Annotated in this window: 19 protein-coding genes; 12 read left to right on the top strand and 7 right to left on the bottom strand. The window is 42.1% G+C overall.

Annotation, left to right across the window (positions count from 1 at the left end):
* Positions 1–1,336, top strand: a 1,336-nt coding sequence (locus AC1DOK_RS19635; RefSeq protein WP_477556016.1) for an S-layer homology domain-containing protein, incomplete at its 5' end; no start/stop codon positions are given.
* Positions 1,337–1,513: 177 nt separating this feature from the next.
* On the opposite strand, the gene AC1DOK_RS19630 is transcribed toward AC1DOK_RS19635, so the two are convergent.
* Both AC1DOK_RS19630 and AC1DOK_RS19625 read right to left on the bottom strand, forming a co-directional pair.
* Positions 1,514–1,723: a thioredoxin domain-containing protein gene (locus AC1DOK_RS19630; RefSeq protein ID WP_477556015.1), complete on the bottom strand. Its 210-nt coding sequence runs from the start codon at positions 1,721–1,723 to the stop codon at positions 1,514–1,516.
* An 81-nt stretch (positions 1,724–1,804) separates the two neighbouring features.
* On the bottom strand, positions 1,805–2,449 hold the full coding sequence (locus AC1DOK_RS19625; RefSeq protein ID WP_477556014.1) for an SGNH/GDSL hydrolase family protein: 645 nt from the start codon (positions 2,447–2,449) through the stop codon (positions 1,805–1,807).
* A gap of 276 nt (positions 2,450–2,725) precedes the next feature.
* On the opposite strand from AC1DOK_RS19625, the gene AC1DOK_RS19620 reads away from it, so the two are divergent.
* Together AC1DOK_RS19620 and AC1DOK_RS19615 are read left to right on the top strand one after the other, a co-directional pair.
* A complete protein-coding gene (locus tag AC1DOK_RS19620; RefSeq protein WP_477556013.1) occupies positions 2,726–3,268 on the top strand; it encodes a MarR family winged helix-turn-helix transcriptional regulator in 543 nt (180 codons plus the stop codon).
* Positions 3,258–4,271: an alpha/beta fold hydrolase gene (locus tag AC1DOK_RS19615; protein WP_477556012.1), complete on the top strand. Its 1,014-nt coding sequence runs from the start codon at positions 3,258–3,260 to the stop codon at positions 4,269–4,271. The genes AC1DOK_RS19620 and AC1DOK_RS19615 overlap by 11 nt, the downstream gene beginning before the upstream one ends.
* A 77-nt stretch (positions 4,272–4,348) precedes the next feature.
* Here the strand turns inward: AC1DOK_RS19615 and AC1DOK_RS19610 are convergent, their stop codons facing one another.
* Both AC1DOK_RS19610 and AC1DOK_RS19605 read right to left on the bottom strand, forming a co-directional pair.
* A complete protein-coding gene (locus tag AC1DOK_RS19610; protein ID WP_477556011.1) occupies positions 4,349–5,491 on the bottom strand; it encodes an MFS transporter in 1,143 nt (380 codons plus the stop codon).
* Positions 5,492–5,553: 62 nt separating this feature from the next.
* The gene (locus AC1DOK_RS19605; protein ID WP_477556010.1) at positions 5,554–6,150 is read right to left on the bottom strand and encodes a TetR/AcrR family transcriptional regulator; all 597 of its coding nucleotides are present in this window, start codon (positions 6,148–6,150) and stop codon (positions 5,554–5,556) included.
* A gap of 268 nt (positions 6,151–6,418) precedes the next feature.
* Between AC1DOK_RS19605 and AC1DOK_RS19600 the strand changes: the two genes are divergently transcribed.
* Positions 6,419–7,231, top strand: coding sequence for a PIG-L deacetylase family protein (locus tag AC1DOK_RS19600; RefSeq protein ID WP_477556009.1), 813 nt, complete (start codon positions 6,419–6,421; stop codon positions 7,229–7,231).
* A 77-nt stretch (positions 7,232–7,308) separates the two neighbouring features.
* Here the strand turns inward: AC1DOK_RS19600 and AC1DOK_RS19595 are convergent, their stop codons facing one another.
* The 3 genes from AC1DOK_RS19595 to AC1DOK_RS19585 all read right to left on the bottom strand — a co-directional run bounded on the left by AC1DOK_RS19595 (position 7,309) and on the right by AC1DOK_RS19585 (position 9,119).
* Positions 7,309–8,106: a glycerophosphodiester phosphodiesterase gene (locus tag AC1DOK_RS19595; RefSeq protein ID WP_477556008.1), complete on the bottom strand. Its 798-nt coding sequence runs from the start codon at positions 8,104–8,106 to the stop codon at positions 7,309–7,311.
* 7 nt (positions 8,107–8,113) lie between these two features.
* A complete protein-coding gene (locus AC1DOK_RS19590) occupies positions 8,114–8,872 on the bottom strand; it encodes a glycerophosphodiester phosphodiesterase (protein ID WP_477556007.1) in 759 nt (252 codons plus the stop codon).
* Between the two features lie 70 nt (positions 8,873–8,942).
* Positions 8,943–9,119, bottom strand: coding sequence for an HAD family hydrolase (locus AC1DOK_RS19585; protein ID WP_477556006.1), 177 nt, complete (start codon positions 9,117–9,119; stop codon positions 8,943–8,945).
* Between the two features lie 187 nt (positions 9,120–9,306).
* Between AC1DOK_RS19585 and AC1DOK_RS19580 the strand changes: the two genes are divergently transcribed.
* The 8 genes from AC1DOK_RS19580 to AC1DOK_RS19545 all read left to right on the top strand — a co-directional run bounded on the left by AC1DOK_RS19580 (position 9,307) and on the right by AC1DOK_RS19545 (position 18,694).
* Positions 9,307–10,593 (top strand): ABC transporter substrate-binding protein, encoded by a 1,287-nt coding sequence (locus AC1DOK_RS19580; protein ID WP_477556005.1) that lies wholly within the window; start codon positions 9,307–9,309, stop codon positions 10,591–10,593.
* Between the two features lie 120 nt (positions 10,594–10,713).
* Positions 10,714–11,604 carry a carbohydrate ABC transporter permease gene (locus AC1DOK_RS19575; protein WP_477556004.1) on the top strand — a complete coding sequence of 297 codons (891 nt, stop codon included), beginning with the start codon at positions 10,714–10,716 and terminating at the stop codon, positions 11,602–11,604.
* Complete coding sequence (locus AC1DOK_RS19570; RefSeq protein WP_477556019.1) at positions 11,604–12,449, top strand: carbohydrate ABC transporter permease; 846 nt, start codon at positions 11,604–11,606, stop codon at positions 12,447–12,449. Before AC1DOK_RS19575 ends, AC1DOK_RS19570 begins: the two co-directional genes overlap by 1 nt.
* Positions 12,450–12,481: 32 nt before the next feature.
* Positions 12,482–14,014 carry a DUF4127 family protein gene (locus tag AC1DOK_RS19565; protein WP_477556003.1) on the top strand — a complete coding sequence of 511 codons (1,533 nt, stop codon included), beginning with the start codon at positions 12,482–12,484 and terminating at the stop codon, positions 14,012–14,014.
* A gap of 57 nt (positions 14,015–14,071) precedes the next feature.
* Positions 14,072–14,782 (top strand): N-acetylmannosamine-6-phosphate 2-epimerase, encoded by a 711-nt coding sequence (locus AC1DOK_RS19560; protein ID WP_477556002.1) that lies wholly within the window; start codon positions 14,072–14,074, stop codon positions 14,780–14,782.
* Positions 14,760–15,581 (top strand): MurR/RpiR family transcriptional regulator, encoded by an 822-nt coding sequence (locus AC1DOK_RS19555; RefSeq protein WP_477556001.1) that lies wholly within the window; start codon positions 14,760–14,762, stop codon positions 15,579–15,581. Before AC1DOK_RS19560 ends, AC1DOK_RS19555 begins: the two co-directional genes overlap by 23 nt.
* A gap of 66 nt (positions 15,582–15,647) precedes the next feature.
* Positions 15,648–17,240 carry an FAD-dependent oxidoreductase gene (locus AC1DOK_RS19550; RefSeq protein WP_477556000.1) on the top strand — a complete coding sequence of 531 codons (1,593 nt, stop codon included), beginning with the start codon at positions 15,648–15,650 and terminating at the stop codon, positions 17,238–17,240.
* Between the two features lie 227 nt (positions 17,241–17,467).
* Positions 17,468–18,694: a DUF5692 family protein gene (locus AC1DOK_RS19545; protein WP_477555999.1), complete on the top strand. Its 1,227-nt coding sequence runs from the start codon at positions 17,468–17,470 to the stop codon at positions 18,692–18,694.
* Positions 18,695–18,832 lie beyond the last annotated feature (138 nt).

The raw sequence follows: 18,832 nt of genomic DNA, 5'->3' as shown, positions 1-18,832 counted from the left end.
CGCGCCGATTGCTGTGCCGAGTGCCCCGACGAATGTAACTGCGACCGCAGGTAACGGATCAGCGACGGTGAGATTTGACGCACCAACGAGTAATGGAGGAAGTGCGATCACACTGTACACAGTTACGTCTAGTCCGGGAGGCTTCACGGAAACAGGAACAAGCGCTGTTCCAATTACGGTCTTGGGTTTGACGAACGGAACAGCGTATACATTCACGGTCGTAGCGAAGAATGTTGCAGGCGACTCTGTAGCATCAGTGGCATCGGCGAGTGTCACACCAGTTGAGCCACCAATTACACCACCAATTACTCCGCCTAGTGTACCAGGGTATGGCGAGAGCACTAGTCCTATTCGATCAACGAACGGTAGCCTTAAGCTTCCAGTCGGAAGAATCGGTGAGATAAGCTTAGGTGGCAAGATCTTCATTACCATTCCAGTTAATGCGACAAGCAAATCATTGGAAATCACCATTAAGGAAGTAACGAATCCGTCAAGTTTGTTTAATCACAATGAGGCTTTGGCGAGCTCGGTGTTCGATGTACAGAAGAATTTCTCTGAAGAATTCAACAAGCCAGCTACGCTGAGCATGGTATTCGATGGGGCCAAATTGAGTAGCGAACAAACAGTGGCGATCTTTTACTATGATGAAGTTACGAAAAAATGGATGAAAATAAACGGAGGCAAGATAGACGGAAATCGCATCCGAGTAGAGGTTAATAACTTATCTAAAATTGTGATGCTTGTGATAGATAAGACGTCGGGCTTGCCCATCGTAGCACCGAAGTTGACGGAAGTTAAGTTTAGCGACATTACTGGTCACTGGGCGGAAGCGACAATAATAGGAGCGGTGCAGGAGGGAATCGTCAAAGGCTATACGGATGGAAGCTTCAGACCGGATGCCACGGTTACGCGCGCGGAATTTGTCTCGATGCTCATGAATGCACTGAAGCCTGTAAATGAAGTCACAACGTTAATCTTCACAGATGCGCAAGAGATCCCTGCGTGGACGAAGCAAGCAATCGCCGATGCTGTAGAAGCTGGGATTTTGTCTGGCTATGCGGATGGAAGCTTCCAACCATTCGCGAACATCGCAAGGATGGAAATGGCGATGATGATCGCTAAGGCATATGGCGCTAAGCACTTGGCGACTGTTACGACTGGCTTCTCCGATGAAAGTGAGATTCCAGAATGGGCCAAAGGAGCGGTGTTCACGATCAAGCAATTAGGTATCGTAAAGGGACGCGGTGGTAACAATTTTGCCCCTATGGGAACGGCGACACGAGCCGAGGCTGTGACGATGATCATGAACTTGCTACAAGCGAAGAGAATCAAATAGCCGTAATCGTGAATAAGGAGACCTCTAGAAGTAGGGGGCTCCTTGTTTCATGACTACACCGTTTCTATATAAGGATTGCGTGACATTTCAACGCTACCTTGATGAGCTTCAACAATATCCTGCGCAATGGAGAGACCAATGCCGAGTCCTTGACCTTCGTTTCCGTAACGAATCGCATTATCCAGTAAATTGCGATCCAGACTGAGATAGGGCTGAATCAGCAGTATTAATTAGTAAATTGATTCTATATCTTGAATAAACTCTAAAAATAAGTAAGGTAGGAAGAGTCGTTATGTTGTATTCGGTTGCAAGCTCAGTCTCTTGATCAATGTTTACTATCGCAGTAACGACTTGGTTACCCACTTCTTTAGCTAGTTCCTGGATCATTCAGGAAATACTCGGCAACTCTTACTGGTTCATCGCTATGCCATTGCAAACGAGCATAAACAGTAGATCGGTGTGACCCAGCTAATTGCGAGTGATAATATAGGGGGCGATTCCCGATGCAATAACTTGATGCCCCTGATCATTTGGATGGATGGGCAAAGTTCCGCTCAGTGCATCTTCAATCTTTCCTCTGCGATATCCATAGATTAGATGTGCTTGTTTTCCTTCAAACCACTTATGAACAGGAGCGATATATACATCGCAACTCTGTGCGATTTCATACGTCAAACGATTTAATCGTTCTATCGATTCAATTGCAAGAGGACTGTTTGGAAATGGATTGTATTGTGTGCAGCAAATGATGCGGGCATGGCTTCCTTTTTGTATTAGAGTTATTAGGGTACGTAAATTTCGACTATAGATCGTTGCGATTTGTGTTACAGGTAATGGCTGCTGGTTTTTAAGTGAAAACAGTGCGGCATTTGCTAAATCCACTCCTCCAATCCATATTGTAACAACATTAGAGCGACGAATAATTGAGGCCCCCCGATATATTACTGCATCTAACAGATCACTGCTAGTCCAACCAGGTCGAGCCAAAACACATCCACTAACCTTATATGAGCATGCATTTAAAGTAGATACGGTTAATTGGGGATACGCATTCGCCAAAGAAGAGGCACTTTCCCCAAATGTAATAGAATCTCCAAGCGCTGTATAGATCATAGGAATATCACCAACCCAACAATTAATTTTTTGTTTGTTTGTGTATTTTCTAAAGTGCATCATAAAGAAATAATATGACAAACATGTACAGGTTGTTTGGACATTCACAACTAATATTGCAATATGATCTTTTACTAGTTCGCTTCTATAGGGAGTCCGCCCATTTAAAAATTAGACAATATATTGACTATTTTAAACAATCTGCTATTATAAATAAAGACATTATACTGCCTAATTGAAAGAGGACTCATGGATAACTATAGAGAGTTATTTTTGATGCAACAAATATATGCGACTTTATTCTCTCTTACCAATAAGATTCAGGGTAAAGGGGATAGCTACCTGGATCATTTGACAGCTAGACAGTTTATGGCAATGATGGCTGTTGCTCATTTGTCCGAAGATGAATCGACGTTGAACAACATTGCTATAAAGTTAGGTTCCACCAAGCAGAGTGTAAAACAGATAGTCGTAATTCTAGAGAATAAGGGTTTCGTCAAGGTTGTACCTAGTACTAAGGATAAACGAGCTATTAATGTGACGATTACTGACTTGGGCAAACAGGCCCTTCTGGAAGATAGCGAAAAAGGAGCATTCTTCTTAGTAGAACTTTTTACGGAATTTTCTACAGAGGAACTGGAAACAATGTGGGGTCAATTAAAGAAACTATACCGCTTTGACGGTGAGCAACAAGATGGCTTTGAAGAAGACGGTAGTTTGGAATTGACGGAGAATCAAAACGCCACCCAGATGAAGGTACTGAAGGAATTTGAAAAACGAAGAACTCATCGAGGAGCGGAGAATAGCCATGAAGAATAAGACTGCAGGGCTAATTAATATTGAAGAATACGCACCAATCAATGGAATCAATCAATATTTGTATCACCTGGGAACTAGCTATGCGAATCCCGTCATCTTATTTTTGCACGGGGGACCCGGCTCGGCTGAATCCTTATTCACTAGGGTATTCCAGGAGAAATGGGAGGAAATCTGTACGGTTGTTCATTGGGACCAGCGCGGGACGGGGAAAACATTAACTAGAAATCCGGATAAGCTCCCTACAATTGATTTGGTGCTGCAGGATTTGTTCGAAGTCATCCAACACTTGAAGAAGAAATATAACAAGCCAAAGATCGTCCTTATCGGTCATTCTTGGGGAAGTGTATTGGGCTCCGTATTTATTAGGAAGCATCCGGAAGAGGTAGCCTATTATATAGGTGCCGCGCAAGTTGTCGATATGCTGGAAAATGAGAGAGTCGGGTATAACAAAGTTAAAGAGTTGATTGAGCAAGCTGGTGATATCAAGTCAATGAAAAAGCTGGAGTCCATCGGTGAATATCCTGGCAATCGCATTGTTTTTAAGAAAGCATTTTTGAAAAAGGTTGAGAAGGTAAGAAAGCTCCAAGGAAAATATGAAATAGGTATAAAGCTGGGCCTTTCGACTTGGATAACGGTGTTCAAGAGCCCTATCTTTAAATTTTCAGACCTTATTGCGTTCATGAAGATTTTTCGGGCAAATGCCAAGCTGCATGAATTTCTAGGTGATTTCAATCTCCGTACGGAAGCGGCGAATTATGAAGTTCCCATGTATTATATTTTGGGCGATACGGATTGGCAGGCCCCTTATGTCATTGCCCAAAAGTATTTTGAAGAGATCGAAGCTCCAAACAAAGGGATATATATCATTCCTAATGCTGGACATATGACCATGATGGAACAGCCTGATCTGTTCTTTGATGCACTGCTGGAAATAAACAAGATAGAAGAAATGAAACAATTCAGTGAAACTAACAACTACGGGAGCACACCATTACTGGTGTAACCAGCACATATAATTTGAAGATCGAAGAGAAAAGGATGGATTCAAAAGATGGGGGATGTAAAGAAACTTTAAACCACTTAATCCGTCTTTCTCTTATATAAATATGGTAATAATGAAATTACCCCAAGGATAGCTAAACAAGATCCAATCCACAGCGGAGATACAAAACCATATCCTTTACTGATTCCAAGACCACCTAGTGACGAGCCAATAACAATACCCAGCGTAATAAAAGAACTATGAACGGTATTTATCATTGTTCCATTACTAGCTGTTTTCATTACTCTCGCAACCATAGCCGGATTCAATGCTACACCAGTTAAACCAATAAAAATCGTAGAAATAACCGCAATGTATTTATTCTCTGCACCTAAAGCAAATAAAGACAATGCTACTATTAATATAATCAATCCGCTCACCAGTATTTTCATTGTATATTTATCAGCAAACTTACCAATCACTATATTCCCAACTACCGTCGCACTACCATAGAGAGCAAGTAAATATGGAATGCTTGCACTTGAAAAGCCTGTGACATTTGTAAAGATAGGAGTGAAATAACTAAATGCTGCAAACGTACCACCAATAATAAACATACTTGTTACGTACGCTGCCCAAAGATGAATATTCTTAAATCGTAGAAGTTCGTTCTTCCAGTTTAATTGCTCTTTATTTGAAGATGATGGTAGCAACCATTGAATCATAATCCCTGATACTAGCACAAGAACAGAAACAGCCCCAAAACTAATACGCCAGCCAAAATATTGCGAAATAACGGTTGTTATAGGTAAACCTAATACAGTTGCGAACATTAAACCTGCAAGTACAATTGATGCAGCTTTTCCCCTTGAGTCAGAGTGTACCAATGTTGCAGAAAAGGAAATCGCAACTCCAAAAGCTGAAGCTGAAGCAATACCAGTTATAATACGTGAAATCATAATAATATCATAGTTCCAAGCAATAGCTCCGAGCGATTGACCAATTAAAAATACAAACATTAAAAACAATAATGCTTGTTTGCTGCGCATTCGTAAGAGAATTGCAGTTAAAATGGGGCCTCCTACCACCATTGCTCCTGCATAAGCTGTAATTAAATACCCAATAGATGATACAGAAACCTGAAATGCAAGAGCAAGTTCGTTCATCATACCTGCAACCATAAATTCTGATGTAGTCATACAAAAGATTGCTAAAGCTAGTAAATAAATAATCGATGGCATAAAAACACTCCTTATTCATTATTGTAACGGTTGGTACAAAAATAGTGCGAAAAAAGAGCGCACTAAGCGCCAAAAATAGACTCCATTGTTCCTTTGATAACCTGTTCAGCTAACATCTGATTTTGCAACGATACATTAAGAACACGGAATCCGTAATAACTGCTTAAAAGCAGACTAGCTAATTCTTCAGCTGATTGATTCTTTGAAATTTCACCTGTCTTCAATCCTTCCTCCATTACTGTTCCAATAGCTTGTTTAAGAAGCTCAACATGCCTTGAGAAAATTTCTTGTACCATTAAATCGTGTTTAGCACGTTCTACACTGGCATTAATCAATAAACATCCTTTTTGATCCATATTCTCAAAGTCTTCCTTCAATGCCCATTTAAAAAGATTACTTAATCGTTCTTTAACTGGAATTGGAGTATCTAGCAATTTCTTTTGTTCCCTAATCCCAATTTCATGGTAGCGTTCTAATACTTGTTTATACAGTTCATGTTTACTACCAAAAGTATTGTATAAACTTCCTTTTCCAAGTCCTGTATCAGTGCATAAATCTTGTGTAGAACACCCCTCATATCCTCTTATCCAAAATGTTTTCATTGCAACATCTACAATGGAGGAATAATCAAACTCTCTGGGTCTGCCGCGATTATTCAATCTTATTCTCCTCTCATTTTAAAGATAACATTAATAGAATACTACTTTTGTACCGAACGGTCAACAAAAGTGTTTTATTGTAACTTTAAGTGGTTGGAGCTCACATTAAGTTTACTCGGGGGATCTAGACTCTGGAATCCCACTAGGCTAGGAACTGCTGGTAGGGTGAGTTGGACTTTGTGATTAGACTCGGAAGAAGATTGACAAGCGCATCGGACTGATCCTATAGTTAATTTATTGAATTAATAAAAAAAACAGGAGATGCCTTATGTCAAACATCCTAAATGTGTTAGTTATCGCTGCTCATCCGGACGAGCCGGAGGAATATGCGGGTGGTACGGCTGCTCTGTACGCAGAGCTTGGTCACCGGGTTAAGTTCTTAACGCTGACGAATGGGGATATCGGTCATTACAATTATAAGGGTCCAGAACTCGCCGAACGCAGACATGGAGAAGCACTTGTAGCTGCTGAGCGTCTTGGTGTTCAGGAGTATACGATTTGGGGGATTTCTGACGGTTGGCTAGTGCCAAGTCCCGAGAACCGAGATAAAGTGATCGAGCATATCCGTGAATGGGAAGCGGATGTCGTGATCACATTCCACGGTAATGGTGGCGGTCACTTCGACAACCGCAATGCCGGAAGAATCGTACGCGAAGCTGCTGAATACGTAGCTAGTGGTGCTGCAACGTTCGGTAAGCAGCCACTATTCTTACTGATGCCGGACTTCTCGGCTCGCTCGATCTACAAAGCGGATATCGCCATCGACATTACGTCGGTGCTAGAGAAGAAGCTGCTTGGCTGCGACGCTCATGCATCGCAATTTTATGAGCTTGCACCTTGGCAGAAGAGGATCGAGCACCTTGTGCCAGAGGGCTGGGAGCTGCGTAGAGCGTTTATTCTAGAATACTGGGATCAATTCTTCGTTGTGTCGGATGAGATGATTCCAGCACTCGAACGTTGGTACGGCAAGGACCGAGGGTCAAGCATCCAGTATGCGGAACCGTTCGAAATCGCTGACTACAACAGTCGCGAGTGGAGCGAAGAGGAGCTAAGAGAGTTGCTACCAATGCTTCAGAGGTAAGGGGAATGATATCCTCATACAACGTATCACCGCTTCCAAACAAAGAACACTGATCCATTAGGGTCAGTGCTCTTTGCTTATAAGCAGGAAACGAATTTAGCTGGTTCATCTGTTGCGTACCAGCGTATACCCATTTCAAGTAAAGTGTGAATCGCGCTGTTATCAAATTGAAATGGAAATACTTCAAGCTCGACATTAAATTGACTTGTTAACTCGGCAGCTTCTTGGATGAAAGCGAGATCGAGATCGTAAGACCATCCGGCATCCGGCTTATAACCCTTGAGATGAAGCTGAACCTGATCCAATCCGCGAAATTCGGAATTAAGAGCAAGGTAGAACTTGTCTTGAATTTGTTGTGAATTGCCGCCAATCCAAAGCATCGTACGCACACCTGCAGCAATCTCTTTCATCCGAATACAATTATCCAAATTGCTATGGGTAAATATGACTTGCTGATTTACTTCGTATTGATCAATTAGCTGTCCGAGCTGATGCAGATCGACCTCTTTCAAATCGAGATAGATCAGCCTTTCAGGTCGATTGGTCATAGCCTGAAACACTTCTTCGAGCGAAGGGATGCTTTCCTTCGCGAAGGAATCAGGGAACTTGATTCCAGCATTCCACTCCTTAGTCTCAGCAAATGTAATTTCGGAGATGTGCTTGTCTTTCAGATGATCAGGGGCGTCTGTCGTTCGAGCAGGCGTAGAATCATGCAAACAAACAATGACGCCATCTGAGGTAGTACGTAGATCAGCTTCGGGAATCCCACCGAGCTTCCAAGCATAAAGGTTAGCTCCCATCGTGTTGTCAGGTGCCTCATATGCACCTCCACCACGATGAGCTTGCCAATAAACAGGATTAGTTAATCTGTCCATCGTGTATTTACTCTCCTTCATTGAGCGAGGGCTCTTTTTGGTTCAGTAGATCGCGTGCTCGTCCTGGATAATCGGTGATTATACCACTGACACCGTAAGCAATAGCTTGACGTAAGCTAGCCTCAGCGTTAACTGTCCAAGGATAGATAGAGAAGCCTTTTTCAAGTGCAGCATTCACATCTTCTGCATCCAACCAGCTCATATTCGGATGGAGTGAATACACGTCACAACCAGCAACCTCAGGAAGTTTCCAGTGATGCAGGGTACGTAGGTTGTAGAGGAGACCAACTTTAATCGTTGGTTCGATTTGCTTCATTGTTGCTAGGCATTTGTGATCAAATGAAGAGACGATAACGGTTTCTAACCGATTGGCTGTGCGTAATAATGCAACGAGTGCCTCTTCCATCCCACATCCAATTCCGCCTTTTACTTCCACATTAATAATGAGTTCCGAAGGGGAGAGTGCGAAAACTTCCTCCAGTAGTGGAATTTGTTCTCCAGCATAGTTGCTACTAAATTTGCATCCTGCATCGAAGCGACGAAGCTCTGTTAATGTCATCTCTTGCACTTTGCCTGTGCCGTTCGTTGTCCGATCTAACGTAGCATCGTGAATGACGATAATTTCTCCATCCTTGGAAAGATGAACATCTAGCTCGAAGCCATCACAGCCTTGATCAAGAGCAAGTTGAAATGCAGCAAGTGTATTTTCCGGTGCTTCACCTGCAGCGCCTCGATGTGCAATGACTAAAGGTATATGGTTTTCCATGTGAAATTCGCTCCTTATTCAGGTATAAGTTTATTAGATATGAGTTTGTCAGATGTGATGTGCCTGTTGATTAGTTCGAATGATTGTGGGTAATGATGTGTTGCAGTAACTGCGCGACTCCGTGCTCCGAATTGGACTCCGTAACCCTGTCGGCAATTTGTTTCACTTCATTTGGCGCATTGTCCATTGCAACCCCAAGTCCGCATACACGAAGCATGGAGATATCATTGGCTCCGTCATATTGCACGTATTTGCACTATTTTACAAGTGAAAAAGGAAGAAATATTCACAAAAAGGAGAAAAATTAAAAAATTATGCTTTTTTATTTTTATTTTATGTGGTACGATCTGGTTAATTCTTCAGCTTCAGTGCACTTATACAACATGATGAATGAACTAAATAATTTGTAGGGGAAAAGAAAGGATGTTGTTAAAATGAAGAAGTTTGTGAAAGGGCTTTCAATGATGTTGCTAGTATGTATGTTACTTGTAGTAACTGCATGTGGGAATTCGGAGAAATCCACGAATAGTGCGGCAACAGATGCACCGAAAGAAAATAAGCAGGTTACATTGAAATTCTGGACAATCTCTTTAAAGCCTACGTTTGATGCTTACATTAATAAACTTATTGCTGCTTATGAGTCCGAACATGCTAACATCAAAATTGATTGGCAGGATTATCCACTTGATGCTATTCAAACGAAGCTACTCGCAACAGCAGCAGGCAACGATGCTCCTGATGTAGTTAACCTGAATACGGAACTTGCTACCCAGTTGGTTTCTATAGGTGCACTAGCTGACCTGAATGGACATATTTCAGATCAAGTGAAATCAGAATACTTTGACGGAATCTTCAATGCTACAGTCATTGATGGGAAAGCATATGCATTGCCTTGGTATACATCAACTCAAGTTCTGTACATGAATAAGAACTTGCTCGCGAAAGCAGGTCTAGATGCTTCCAAACCTCCAGTAACAAGAGAAGAAATGCACGCAATGGCACGTACAATCAAAGAAAAAACTGGTGCTGGTGGATATGCTACACAATTCACAGCGAAGGCTAATCTAGCAAACGAAGGCGTTGCAATTCTGAGTGCTGATCGTAAAGCTGCTGGATTTAACGGACCAGAGGGCGTAGCAGTAATCAATGAGATGAAACAGTTAGTTAATGACGGCATCGTGATGAAGAGTATTGCGAACTTCGATGCACAGGTTCAGTACTTTGCGAGTGAACAGGTTGCATTCATGCTTTCAGGTCCAACGTTTATCAACAAAATCAAGACAGCAGCACCAGATGTATACAAGAATACTGTAGCTGTTCCACTTCCAAAAGGTAAAGGGAACTCAATCTACTCGAATTCGATGAATATGATTGTTCCAAAAGGCTCCCAAAACGTTAAAGAAGCAGCAGAATTTGCAGCTTACATAACGAATCCAGCAAACCAATTAGAATTCTCGAAGGTTGCGAATACACTTCCATCTACTAAAAAGACAATTGAAGATCCATTCTTCTCACAATCTGATAATTCCTTGGAAGCACAAGCTAAAATCGCTTCTGCAAATGGCTTGAAATTTGCAGATGAGTATACTTTGGGCGTACCAAAAGTTAAAGATATTAATGACGCAATTGCTCGTGAATTAGAAAAAATCTTATTGAACAATGCTGATGTTAAAGCTAGCCTGGATGCAGCAGCTAATGAAGTTAACAAGTCATTGAAATAAGACTAATCATCCTGTTTGAAGCAGGGGGAGGCTAGTACCTCCCCCTTATTTTAACACTGGATCAACGTGTAAAATGCACCAGATAAACTGTGAAGGAAATTTTAATGGAGGTGACATTTAGTGCGAATAAAGCGGCTAAATAACGAATCATTGACCGCTTGGATGTTTATGGCGCCTGGACTCATTATTCTCGCAATTTTTGTATTCTGGCCGATTATATTCAGCATACCGCTCTCCTTTACGAATTATTCTGTAATCGGGGAAACGAAATTTATTGGATTTGCAAATTACACTCGCGCTTTTCAGGATCCGAACTTTATAGCTTCGTTGTTGAATTCATTACTGTATGTGTTAATTGTTCCTATCATACAGGTGCTTTCAATTCTGATGGCAATTCTCGTAAACGGTAAGCTGCCGGGCATTCAATTATTCAGAACGGCATACTATATTCCGGTCGTAACCTCAATGGTTGCGGTAGCTCTTATTTGGAATTGGCTGCTTAGCAATAACGGGATCGTGAATTATATATTAATGTCGGCAGGAATTATACAAGAAAGGGTCGGCTGGTTGTCGAACAGCAGCACCGCATTATTTGTCCTGATGTTCATTACCATGTGGAAAGGCCTCGGCTACTATATGATGCTATACTTGGCCGGTCTGCAGGCGATCCCATCAGAGCTGTATGAAGCAGCCAAAATAGACGGCGCAAGCAAGCTTCAAGTAATTCGTAAAATTACAATACCGCTTTTAAAGCCATATGTGTTATTTTGTAGCCTCATTTCTTTGATGGCTGCCATTCGCGTCTTTGATGAAGTGTACGTTCTTACGAACGGTGAAGGTGGACCAGGCAATTCGACGCTTACCTCAAGCTTATACATTTATATGCAAGGTATTCAGCAGTTCAATTTCGGCTATGCTTCCGCTTTAGGTCTAGTTGTTAGTGTGGTCATTGCTGTCCTAAGTATATTTGTCTTCAAGTTCAATCAAAAAGGTGGTGTGAATCCATATTGATGAACAGTGCCACTTTATCTAAAAAAACGAAGAAGTTTTTGAGTTACACCATAGGCTATGTCCTTTTGATTTTGCTTGCTATCTTTATGATGGGTCCGTTTTTATGGATGCTTAGTGCATCGTTAATGCCAGGGAAAAATATTTTTACATTTCCACCGGCTATTTTTCCGACCTTTATTAAGTTTACCAATTACGTAGAGGTATGGAACTTTATGAATTTCCCTAAATATATAGGGAATACGTTGATTATTACGGTAATGGGTATAAGCATCAATGTGCTATTGGCTTGTTTGACAGCATATCCTCTTGCCAAGCTCAGATTCAAAGGAAGAGGAGTCGTATTCGGAATCCTCGTAGCAACTATGATTATTCCATCATCGACGGCAATCATAGTTCATTATTTGACAATACGTTCTTTTGGCTTGCTTGGTACCTTTATGGCAGTCGTTTTGCCATCGGCAGTTTCTGTCTTTAACATCTTCCTAATGCGTCAAACCTTCATGGGAGTACCTGATGATATCAGGGATTCAGGCAAGATTGATGGGGCAACTGAATTAAGAATATGGTGGCAGCTCATGTTACCAACTGTTAAACCGGGTATAGCAGTTATAACGCTGCTAGAAGCGATGACTTACTGGAATAGCTTCCTGTGGCCGATCGTTGTACTTGACAATCCTGAGAAATATCCAATTGCTTCTGCATTAACTTATTTGAAAGGTCAGTTCGCATATAATTTTGGATGGATTGCGGCGGGAACGATTATTTCTGTCATTCCAATTATTATCGTATTTTTATTCACTCAAAGGTATTATATGGAAGGTATTTCTGGAGCCGTTAAGGGATAGAGACCTTGCACGGATAAAGGAGCGTTATACAATTGGAGAAAGCAAAAATCGTCTATTTGCCGTTGGATGAACGGCCGTGCAATTATGAATTTCCCTATATGTTAGCACAAGGTTCTGAGGCTACGATGGTTCGTCCAAAGCTTGAGTTGATGGGAAAGAAAAAGCAACCAGGACTTACTGAAGCACTTTGGACTTGGCTAGAAGAGGAATGCGCTGACGCTGAGGGAGCTATTATTTCTTTAGATACACTGCTATACGGCGGTATAGTACCATCAAGGCTTCATTCTTTGACTTCAAACGAATGTAGAGAACGGCTGGCTAGATTGCAACAGTTGAAACAGAGAAATCCTCGATTGAAGCTGTTTGCCTTTCATCTCATTATGCGTTGTCCACAATACTCGAACTCAGATGAAGAGCCGGATTATTATGAACATTATGGGCGAGAGCTGTTCCGTAAAGGATATATCCTGCATCGACAGGAACTTGGATTAGCAACTGATTCGGAGCTGGAGGAACTTCTCCATATACAATCGATACTGCCGAAGGAAGTCGAGGACGATTATTTGGGTCGACGTGCAATAAATGTTGAAGCCAATAAAGCAGCGCTGCAATACGCCCAGGAAGGCGTTATTGACTTTCTTATTATTCCACAAGATGATTCAGCACCATTCGGCTGGACTGCAAAGGATCAACAGCTCGTTAGAAAAGAGATAGCACTTCGGAATGCGGAGTTACGATCACTTATGTATCCTGGTGCGGATGAGGCTGGCTGTACGCTTATAGCTCGAATGTTAAATGAAATGAATGATGCAATGCCGCTTATATATCCCAGACTATCGGGTGTAGAGTCGCCTTTTATAACACCATTGTATGAGGATAGACCATTATTTGAAAGCTTGAAATATCAAATACTGGCAGCTGGCGGACAGCTTGCAGCAAGCGCGCAAGAGGCTGATATGATTCTTCTTGTTAATGCACCTGGAAAGGCGATGGCTGAATCGAATGATCAGCACCGCATTGACGTTGGTTATCAAGTCATGCGTAATACGATAGAACTGGTCGAGTACGGCAGCTTTATCATGAAGCGATATGGTAAGCCTGTAGCAATAGCTGATGTTGCTTATGCGAATGGTGGCGATCTACAGCTGCTTAAGCTGCTCCGTCAGAAGGGTATCCTATTCGAGCTTGCTGGTTATGCAGGATGGAATACTAGCTCCAATACACTTGGTACGGTAATTGCTCAAATGATGACGTTCGGTCATTATGGACGTACGCAGGAGCATCTGGATTTTCTTGCACTTCGTTACACGGAGGACTTCGGCTATTGCGCTAGAGTCAGAAAATTGATTTCGGATAGTGTAGTTAAAGAAATGGGCTACTCCTACTTCGGTATTGATGGGGAGCGGGGGCAAGTGGCAGCGCTCGTTAAGGAAAGTCTGGAGCAGTTTGTTCGTGAATATGTGAATACCGCAGCGTTTCATGTTGAGATTACGGATTTATACATGCCATGGAATCGAATGTTCGAAACTGGATTAACAGTAAAAGCGCATGGTGCACAGCAATAACGAATAATTGCTGTCTCGTCATAACGCTTATTAATAGAAGAGACTAGGGTGGAAGTTATGAATTTGATTAATCGGTTAAAAAATGGTGTTGTCGTATCCTGTCAAGCCTTACCCGATGAGCCGTTACATGGCTCCGAGATAATGGCTCGAATGGCTAAAGCCGCCGAAGCTGGTGGAGCAGTCGCAATTCGTGCTAATACCAAAGAAGATATTTGCGAAATTAAGCGTACAGTATCGCTTCCAGTTATCGGCATTGTGAAACGAGATTATGAAGGATCAGAGGTATACATTACACCCACGTCGAAAGAAGTAGATGAGCTTATAGAGGCCGGGGTAGATATGATCGCAATGGATGCCACCCGTCAAAGTCGTCCGGAAGGGTGTACCTTAGAGAGCTTGGTGGCCTACATAAAGGGAAGAAACATACCCATTATGGCAGACGTATCTACACTTGAGGAAGCGATATACGCTGAGTCACTAGGTGTCGATTGCGTCTCGACCACACTATCTGGCTATACTTCATACTCCCCACAAATATCGGGACCGGATTTCGATCTGGTAGATCAAGCAACAAGAAAACTACAAATTCCAATTTTTGCGGAAGGAAGAGTGAATGATCCTAGTCAGGTGGAGCGTATGCTTCATCTTGGAGCACACTGCGTTGTTGTTGGAGGAGCAATTACACGTCCTCAATCGATTACGCAAAGATTCACTGCTGCAGCAAAAAGGAGGAGCTTGGAAGCTTATGGAGATGAAATTAAGAGTTAACACAAATTACCCTTCATTCTCGAAAGCGGAGCGTAAGGTGGCGGATTGCTTACTTGAGCGAGCGGAGAAAGTCATTTTCTACTCCGTGACAGAATTTGCTGAAATCTCAGGTGTTGGTGAAACGACTGTTATGCGGTTTTGTCGAAAAATAGGATTTAAAGGTTATCAAGATTTCAAGCTTGCACTTGCTCAAGATCAGAGAACCAAAAAAGTTGATATTGAGCCTGACTCAGAGGATTTCACTCAGCTCGTCTTAAATGAGACATTCAGTATTTTGCATGATAGCATGAGCTTGCTGGATAAATCCAAATTGGAACAAGTGATCGAATTAATCGACAACGCCGAACAAGTACAGTTTTTTGGTGTAGGATCATCCGGCCTTACTGCGTTTGATGCCAAAATGCGCTTACTTCGAATAGGGCGCCGTGTAGAGGCAATTACCGATCCCCATTTTCAGGCGATGATGGCAGTAACGATGCAAGCAGGAGATGTTGCATTCGGTATCAGCTTAAGTGGAAGCACGCTGGATACGATTGATATCCTAATGAAGGCCAAGCAAAGTGGTGCTACCGTCATAGCCATGACTAACTATGCGAAATCACCGATTACGTCGATTGCAGATGTAGTTCTGCTTACCGCTGGTAAAGAAGCGCCTCTCGAAGGCGGTTCAATCGGTGCTAAGATTTCACAGCTATTTTTGATTGATCTGATCTGCGAAGGGCTTGCTCGGAAAGATCAAGTACGCGCTAAGGACATGAAAGAGAAGATGGCTCGAGCTGTTATTGATAAAATATATTAATGGATGATTTGATAGATAAACAACAGGCGCACGACATCAGATAGTTAAGAAGGGAATGAAGATTAAATGCAACAGCATACTGCTGATATTGTTGTCATCGGCGGCGGACTTGGTGGAGTGGCGGCTGCGCTCGCAGCGCTGAAATCTGGAATGCGGGTCGTTGTAACTGAGGAGACTGATTGGATTGGTGGTCAGATGACGGCTCAAGCAGTTCCGCCTGATGAGCACCGCTGGATCGAACAGTTCGGCTGCACTGCAACATACCGTGAGTTTCGTGAACGTGTAAGAGATTATTATCGTACTAACTATCCCCTTACAGAGGATGCGAGAAATAATAAGCTCTTAAACCCCGGCAACGGCTGGGTTAGTCGTCTTGCCCATGAACCAAAGGTTGCGCTTCGTGTCCTTGAGGATATGCTGGCACCATATTTGAATAGCAAGAGACTTGAAATTCTGTATTATACAGTTGCTATCGATGCAGATGTGGTAGGAAACCATATCGAATCGGTTACAGTCGAGAACTTCCATAGCGGTGATCGCCTTGTATTGAAAGGTGATTATATTCTTGATGCAACTGAAACTGGTTCTCTGTTAGAACTTGTTCAAGCAGAGTTCGTAGCTGGCGCAGAGGCCAGAAGCGAAACAGGCGAACCGCATGCGCTAGAAGTAGCCGATCCGTTAGATATGCAATCGATTACTCATGTGGCGGCACTCGAATATGTGGAGGGCGGCCATTTTGTTATTGATAAACCAGAGCAATACGAATTCTGGAAGTCATACATCCCATCATACTCCAAGTATCCGATTCTAGACTGGCATGCGATGGATGCAGAAGGTTTAGCAACGAAAGAATTCACTTTATTCCCTAATGATCAAGGAATTATGTCCTTTTGGGATTATCGCAGAGTTCTAGATCCGACACATTTAGCTGTACCTCTATATGATGGAGATATTACACTTCTTAATTGGCCACAGAATGATTATTTCCTCGGACCGATTATCGGAGTAACACCTGAGGAACGCGACAAACATCTTGAAGCTGCACGTCAGCTGACGTTGTCTCTGATCTACTGGCTGCAAACGGAGGCTCCGCGATTGGATGGTGGAGTAGGATATCCAGGCATTCGGCTGCATAGTGATGCTCTGGGAACCAAGGATGGACTGGCTAAATCGGTATACATAAGAGAATCACGGCGCATAAAAGCGTTATATACGATTACGGAGCATGATGTCAGTATGGATTTACGGGGCGACGATGGCATTAAACGTTATGAAGATAGCGTTGGGATCGGCAGCTATTATTTGGACTTGCATCCAACGACTGTTACGCAGAGAGGGTTCTATGTTCCTAACTACCCGTACGAAATTCCGTTAGGTGCTCTACTGCCTGTTCGTATGACCAATTTGTTGCCAGCATGCAAAAATATCGGTACAACGCAGGTATCCAACGGCTGCTACCGTCTTCATCCGACGGAATGGAATATTGGAGAATCGGCAGGTTATTTGGCTGCTTATGCCGTCCTAAACAAGGTTACACCGCATGAAGTGCGAGAGCGAAAGGAACATCTCGACGAATATTTGCAGCTGCTTTCGAAGCAGGGCATCGAACGGCATTGGCCTGAATGGCTGAACGATGAGCTTGTTGCAAATCGGAAGTAACGGTAAATGAGGAGGCATAAAATTTAAACGGTACTAGTATGGCTACCATTTTGGTAGCCATTTTATATTGGATAGTCGGATCTCAAAGACCAATAAAAAGTCGTTCGACAAATATCCATCTACGATCGATATGCGCTATGTTTATGGTTGACTTTTCCACCTAATATGATAAGTTAGAAAAAACAGAACAATCGTTATGTTTTTAATCATATTGGGGAGGTTTCAATTTGACAAATCTTAATGACATGCCCAAGAAGACAAGGTTAACAATCATTATCTCTGTTTTACTCGTTTCAATGTTAATTGCATTATCGATGGGAATTCCTAACGCACTAACGAAACACAGTCTGGAGGGGAATACTTGGCAGGGTATTATTGACGGTGACAAAGGTGAGGGTTCATTCTTTTATCGACTCAACTTTGAAGAGGACACTGTACTTATTACAAAGCAACAGGGAAATGTTAATATTTATGATGAGAAGCACGACTGGCAGATGTCCGACGATAAGCTTACCATTTTATCTAAAGTAGACGATGAGATTCAGGACTTTAATTCTGCTCAAATAATTATGAATGAATCGGGTACATTAGAGTATACGAATGGCATTTATATAGGTACGATTAACTATCACCACGCTCCACTTTCCTGGATTCATTTTATTTTGATTCTAGTAGTCCTAATGGCGCTAAATGAATTGTTCAGAAACAGTAAATGGGCAGGGATTGTCTTTTACTTTATTTTGCCGTTTGCTTTGTTGCCATTATGGGCGAGCATCGGTGTTACCTATTGGTTCAAGTGGGTTAAAGTATATTCTGTCGTATTCGCTTGTATATGGTTTACCTTCATGAGATATTCAAAGCTAGATAAATATAATTTTGCAAAACTAGTCTGCGGGGGATTCTTAGCATTAAATATTTCTGAAGCGGTTATGCAAGATTTCTCAATGGGGAACCTGCCTAATATTCTAAATGGTATTGCTGGTATTCTTTCCATATTAACGTTGTGGTTTGGTTGGAAAATGGTCGGTAAAGACAATTCAGAATATAAAGATATGGTATGGCCTTTAATGCCACTCATGTGGATTATACCGTATGATATTTGGAACTTTGCTTTTGTTTATCTCAATTTCCCAGGCTCTGCTTCAGGTCAATTAATGGTACTACTCTCTTGTACAATTCCGTGTATCTTTATTAAAAAAGGTACTTGGCTGCAAGCTCGTGCCTATACACTGGCAGCTTGGTTTATGTATTATTTTACGTTCCCTCGTTTTACAGAAAGCTTGCAAGTTCAGTTACCCAGAAACGAATCTCTCATGTTAACTATTGCTGTAGCCAGTATAGTAACCAATTTGATCTTTACGGTCATTTTCATCATGTTAGTTAAGAAAAATAAGGGTTTAAACCCCGAGAAACATGACCAGTTTCCATTGCCAAATATGGAGTGGGTAAGATAGGAATTCTAATATTAATGGAAACCCAGTATAGGCCCTGAAAAGCCAATGCTGGGTTTTTTATTGAACCTTTGTCAAACAACGTATGGACACTGGAACAGTAATGAAATCTTGTATTTACCTCTAATGGCGTATATTGTT

The sequence above is a fragment of the Paenibacillus sp. P5_B5 genome (genome assembly GCF_056400365.1).
Note: the sequence above shows the minus strand (reverse complement) of the source record. Positions and strands in the feature narration are given on the sequence as shown.

Excerpts from the sequence above, each read along its gene's own strand:
- AC1DOK_RS19630 (WP_477556015.1), bottom strand. The coding sequence starts at position 1,723 with ATGATCCAGGAACTAGCTAAAGAAGTGGGTAACCAAGTCGTTACTGCG.
- AC1DOK_RS19625 (WP_477556014.1), bottom strand. The coding sequence starts at position 2,449 with ATGATCTATACAGCGCTTGGAGATTCTATTACATTTGGGGAAAGTGCC.
- AC1DOK_RS19620 (WP_477556013.1), top strand. The coding sequence starts at position 2,726 with ATGCAACAAATATATGCGACTTTATTCTCTCTTACCAATAAGATTCAG.
- AC1DOK_RS19615 (WP_477556012.1), top strand. The coding sequence starts at position 3,258 with ATGAAGAATAAGACTGCAGGGCTAATTAATATTGAAGAATACGCACCA.
- AC1DOK_RS19610 (WP_477556011.1), bottom strand. The coding sequence starts at position 5,491 with ATGCCATCGATTATTTATTTACTAGCTTTAGCAATCTTTTGTATGACT.
- AC1DOK_RS19600 (WP_477556009.1), top strand. The coding sequence starts at position 6,419 with ATGTCAAACATCCTAAATGTGTTAGTTATCGCTGCTCATCCGGACGAG.
- AC1DOK_RS19595 (WP_477556008.1), bottom strand. The coding sequence starts at position 8,106 with ATGGACAGATTAACTAATCCTGTTTATTGGCAAGCTCATCGTGGTGGA.
- AC1DOK_RS19590 (WP_477556007.1), bottom strand. The coding sequence starts at position 8,872 with ATGGAAAACCATATACCTTTAGTCATTGCACATCGAGGCGCTGCAGGT.
- AC1DOK_RS19580 (WP_477556005.1), top strand. The coding sequence starts at position 9,307 with ATGAAGAAGTTTGTGAAAGGGCTTTCAATGATGTTGCTAGTATGTATG.
- AC1DOK_RS19570 (WP_477556019.1), top strand. The coding sequence starts at position 11,604 with ATGAACAGTGCCACTTTATCTAAAAAAACGAAGAAGTTTTTGAGTTAC.
- AC1DOK_RS19560 (WP_477556002.1), top strand. The coding sequence starts at position 14,072 with ATGAATTTGATTAATCGGTTAAAAAATGGTGTTGTCGTATCCTGTCAA.
- AC1DOK_RS19555 (WP_477556001.1), top strand. The coding sequence starts at position 14,760 with ATGGAGATGAAATTAAGAGTTAACACAAATTACCCTTCATTCTCGAAA.
- AC1DOK_RS19550 (WP_477556000.1), top strand. The coding sequence starts at position 15,648 with ATGCAACAGCATACTGCTGATATTGTTGTCATCGGCGGCGGACTTGGT.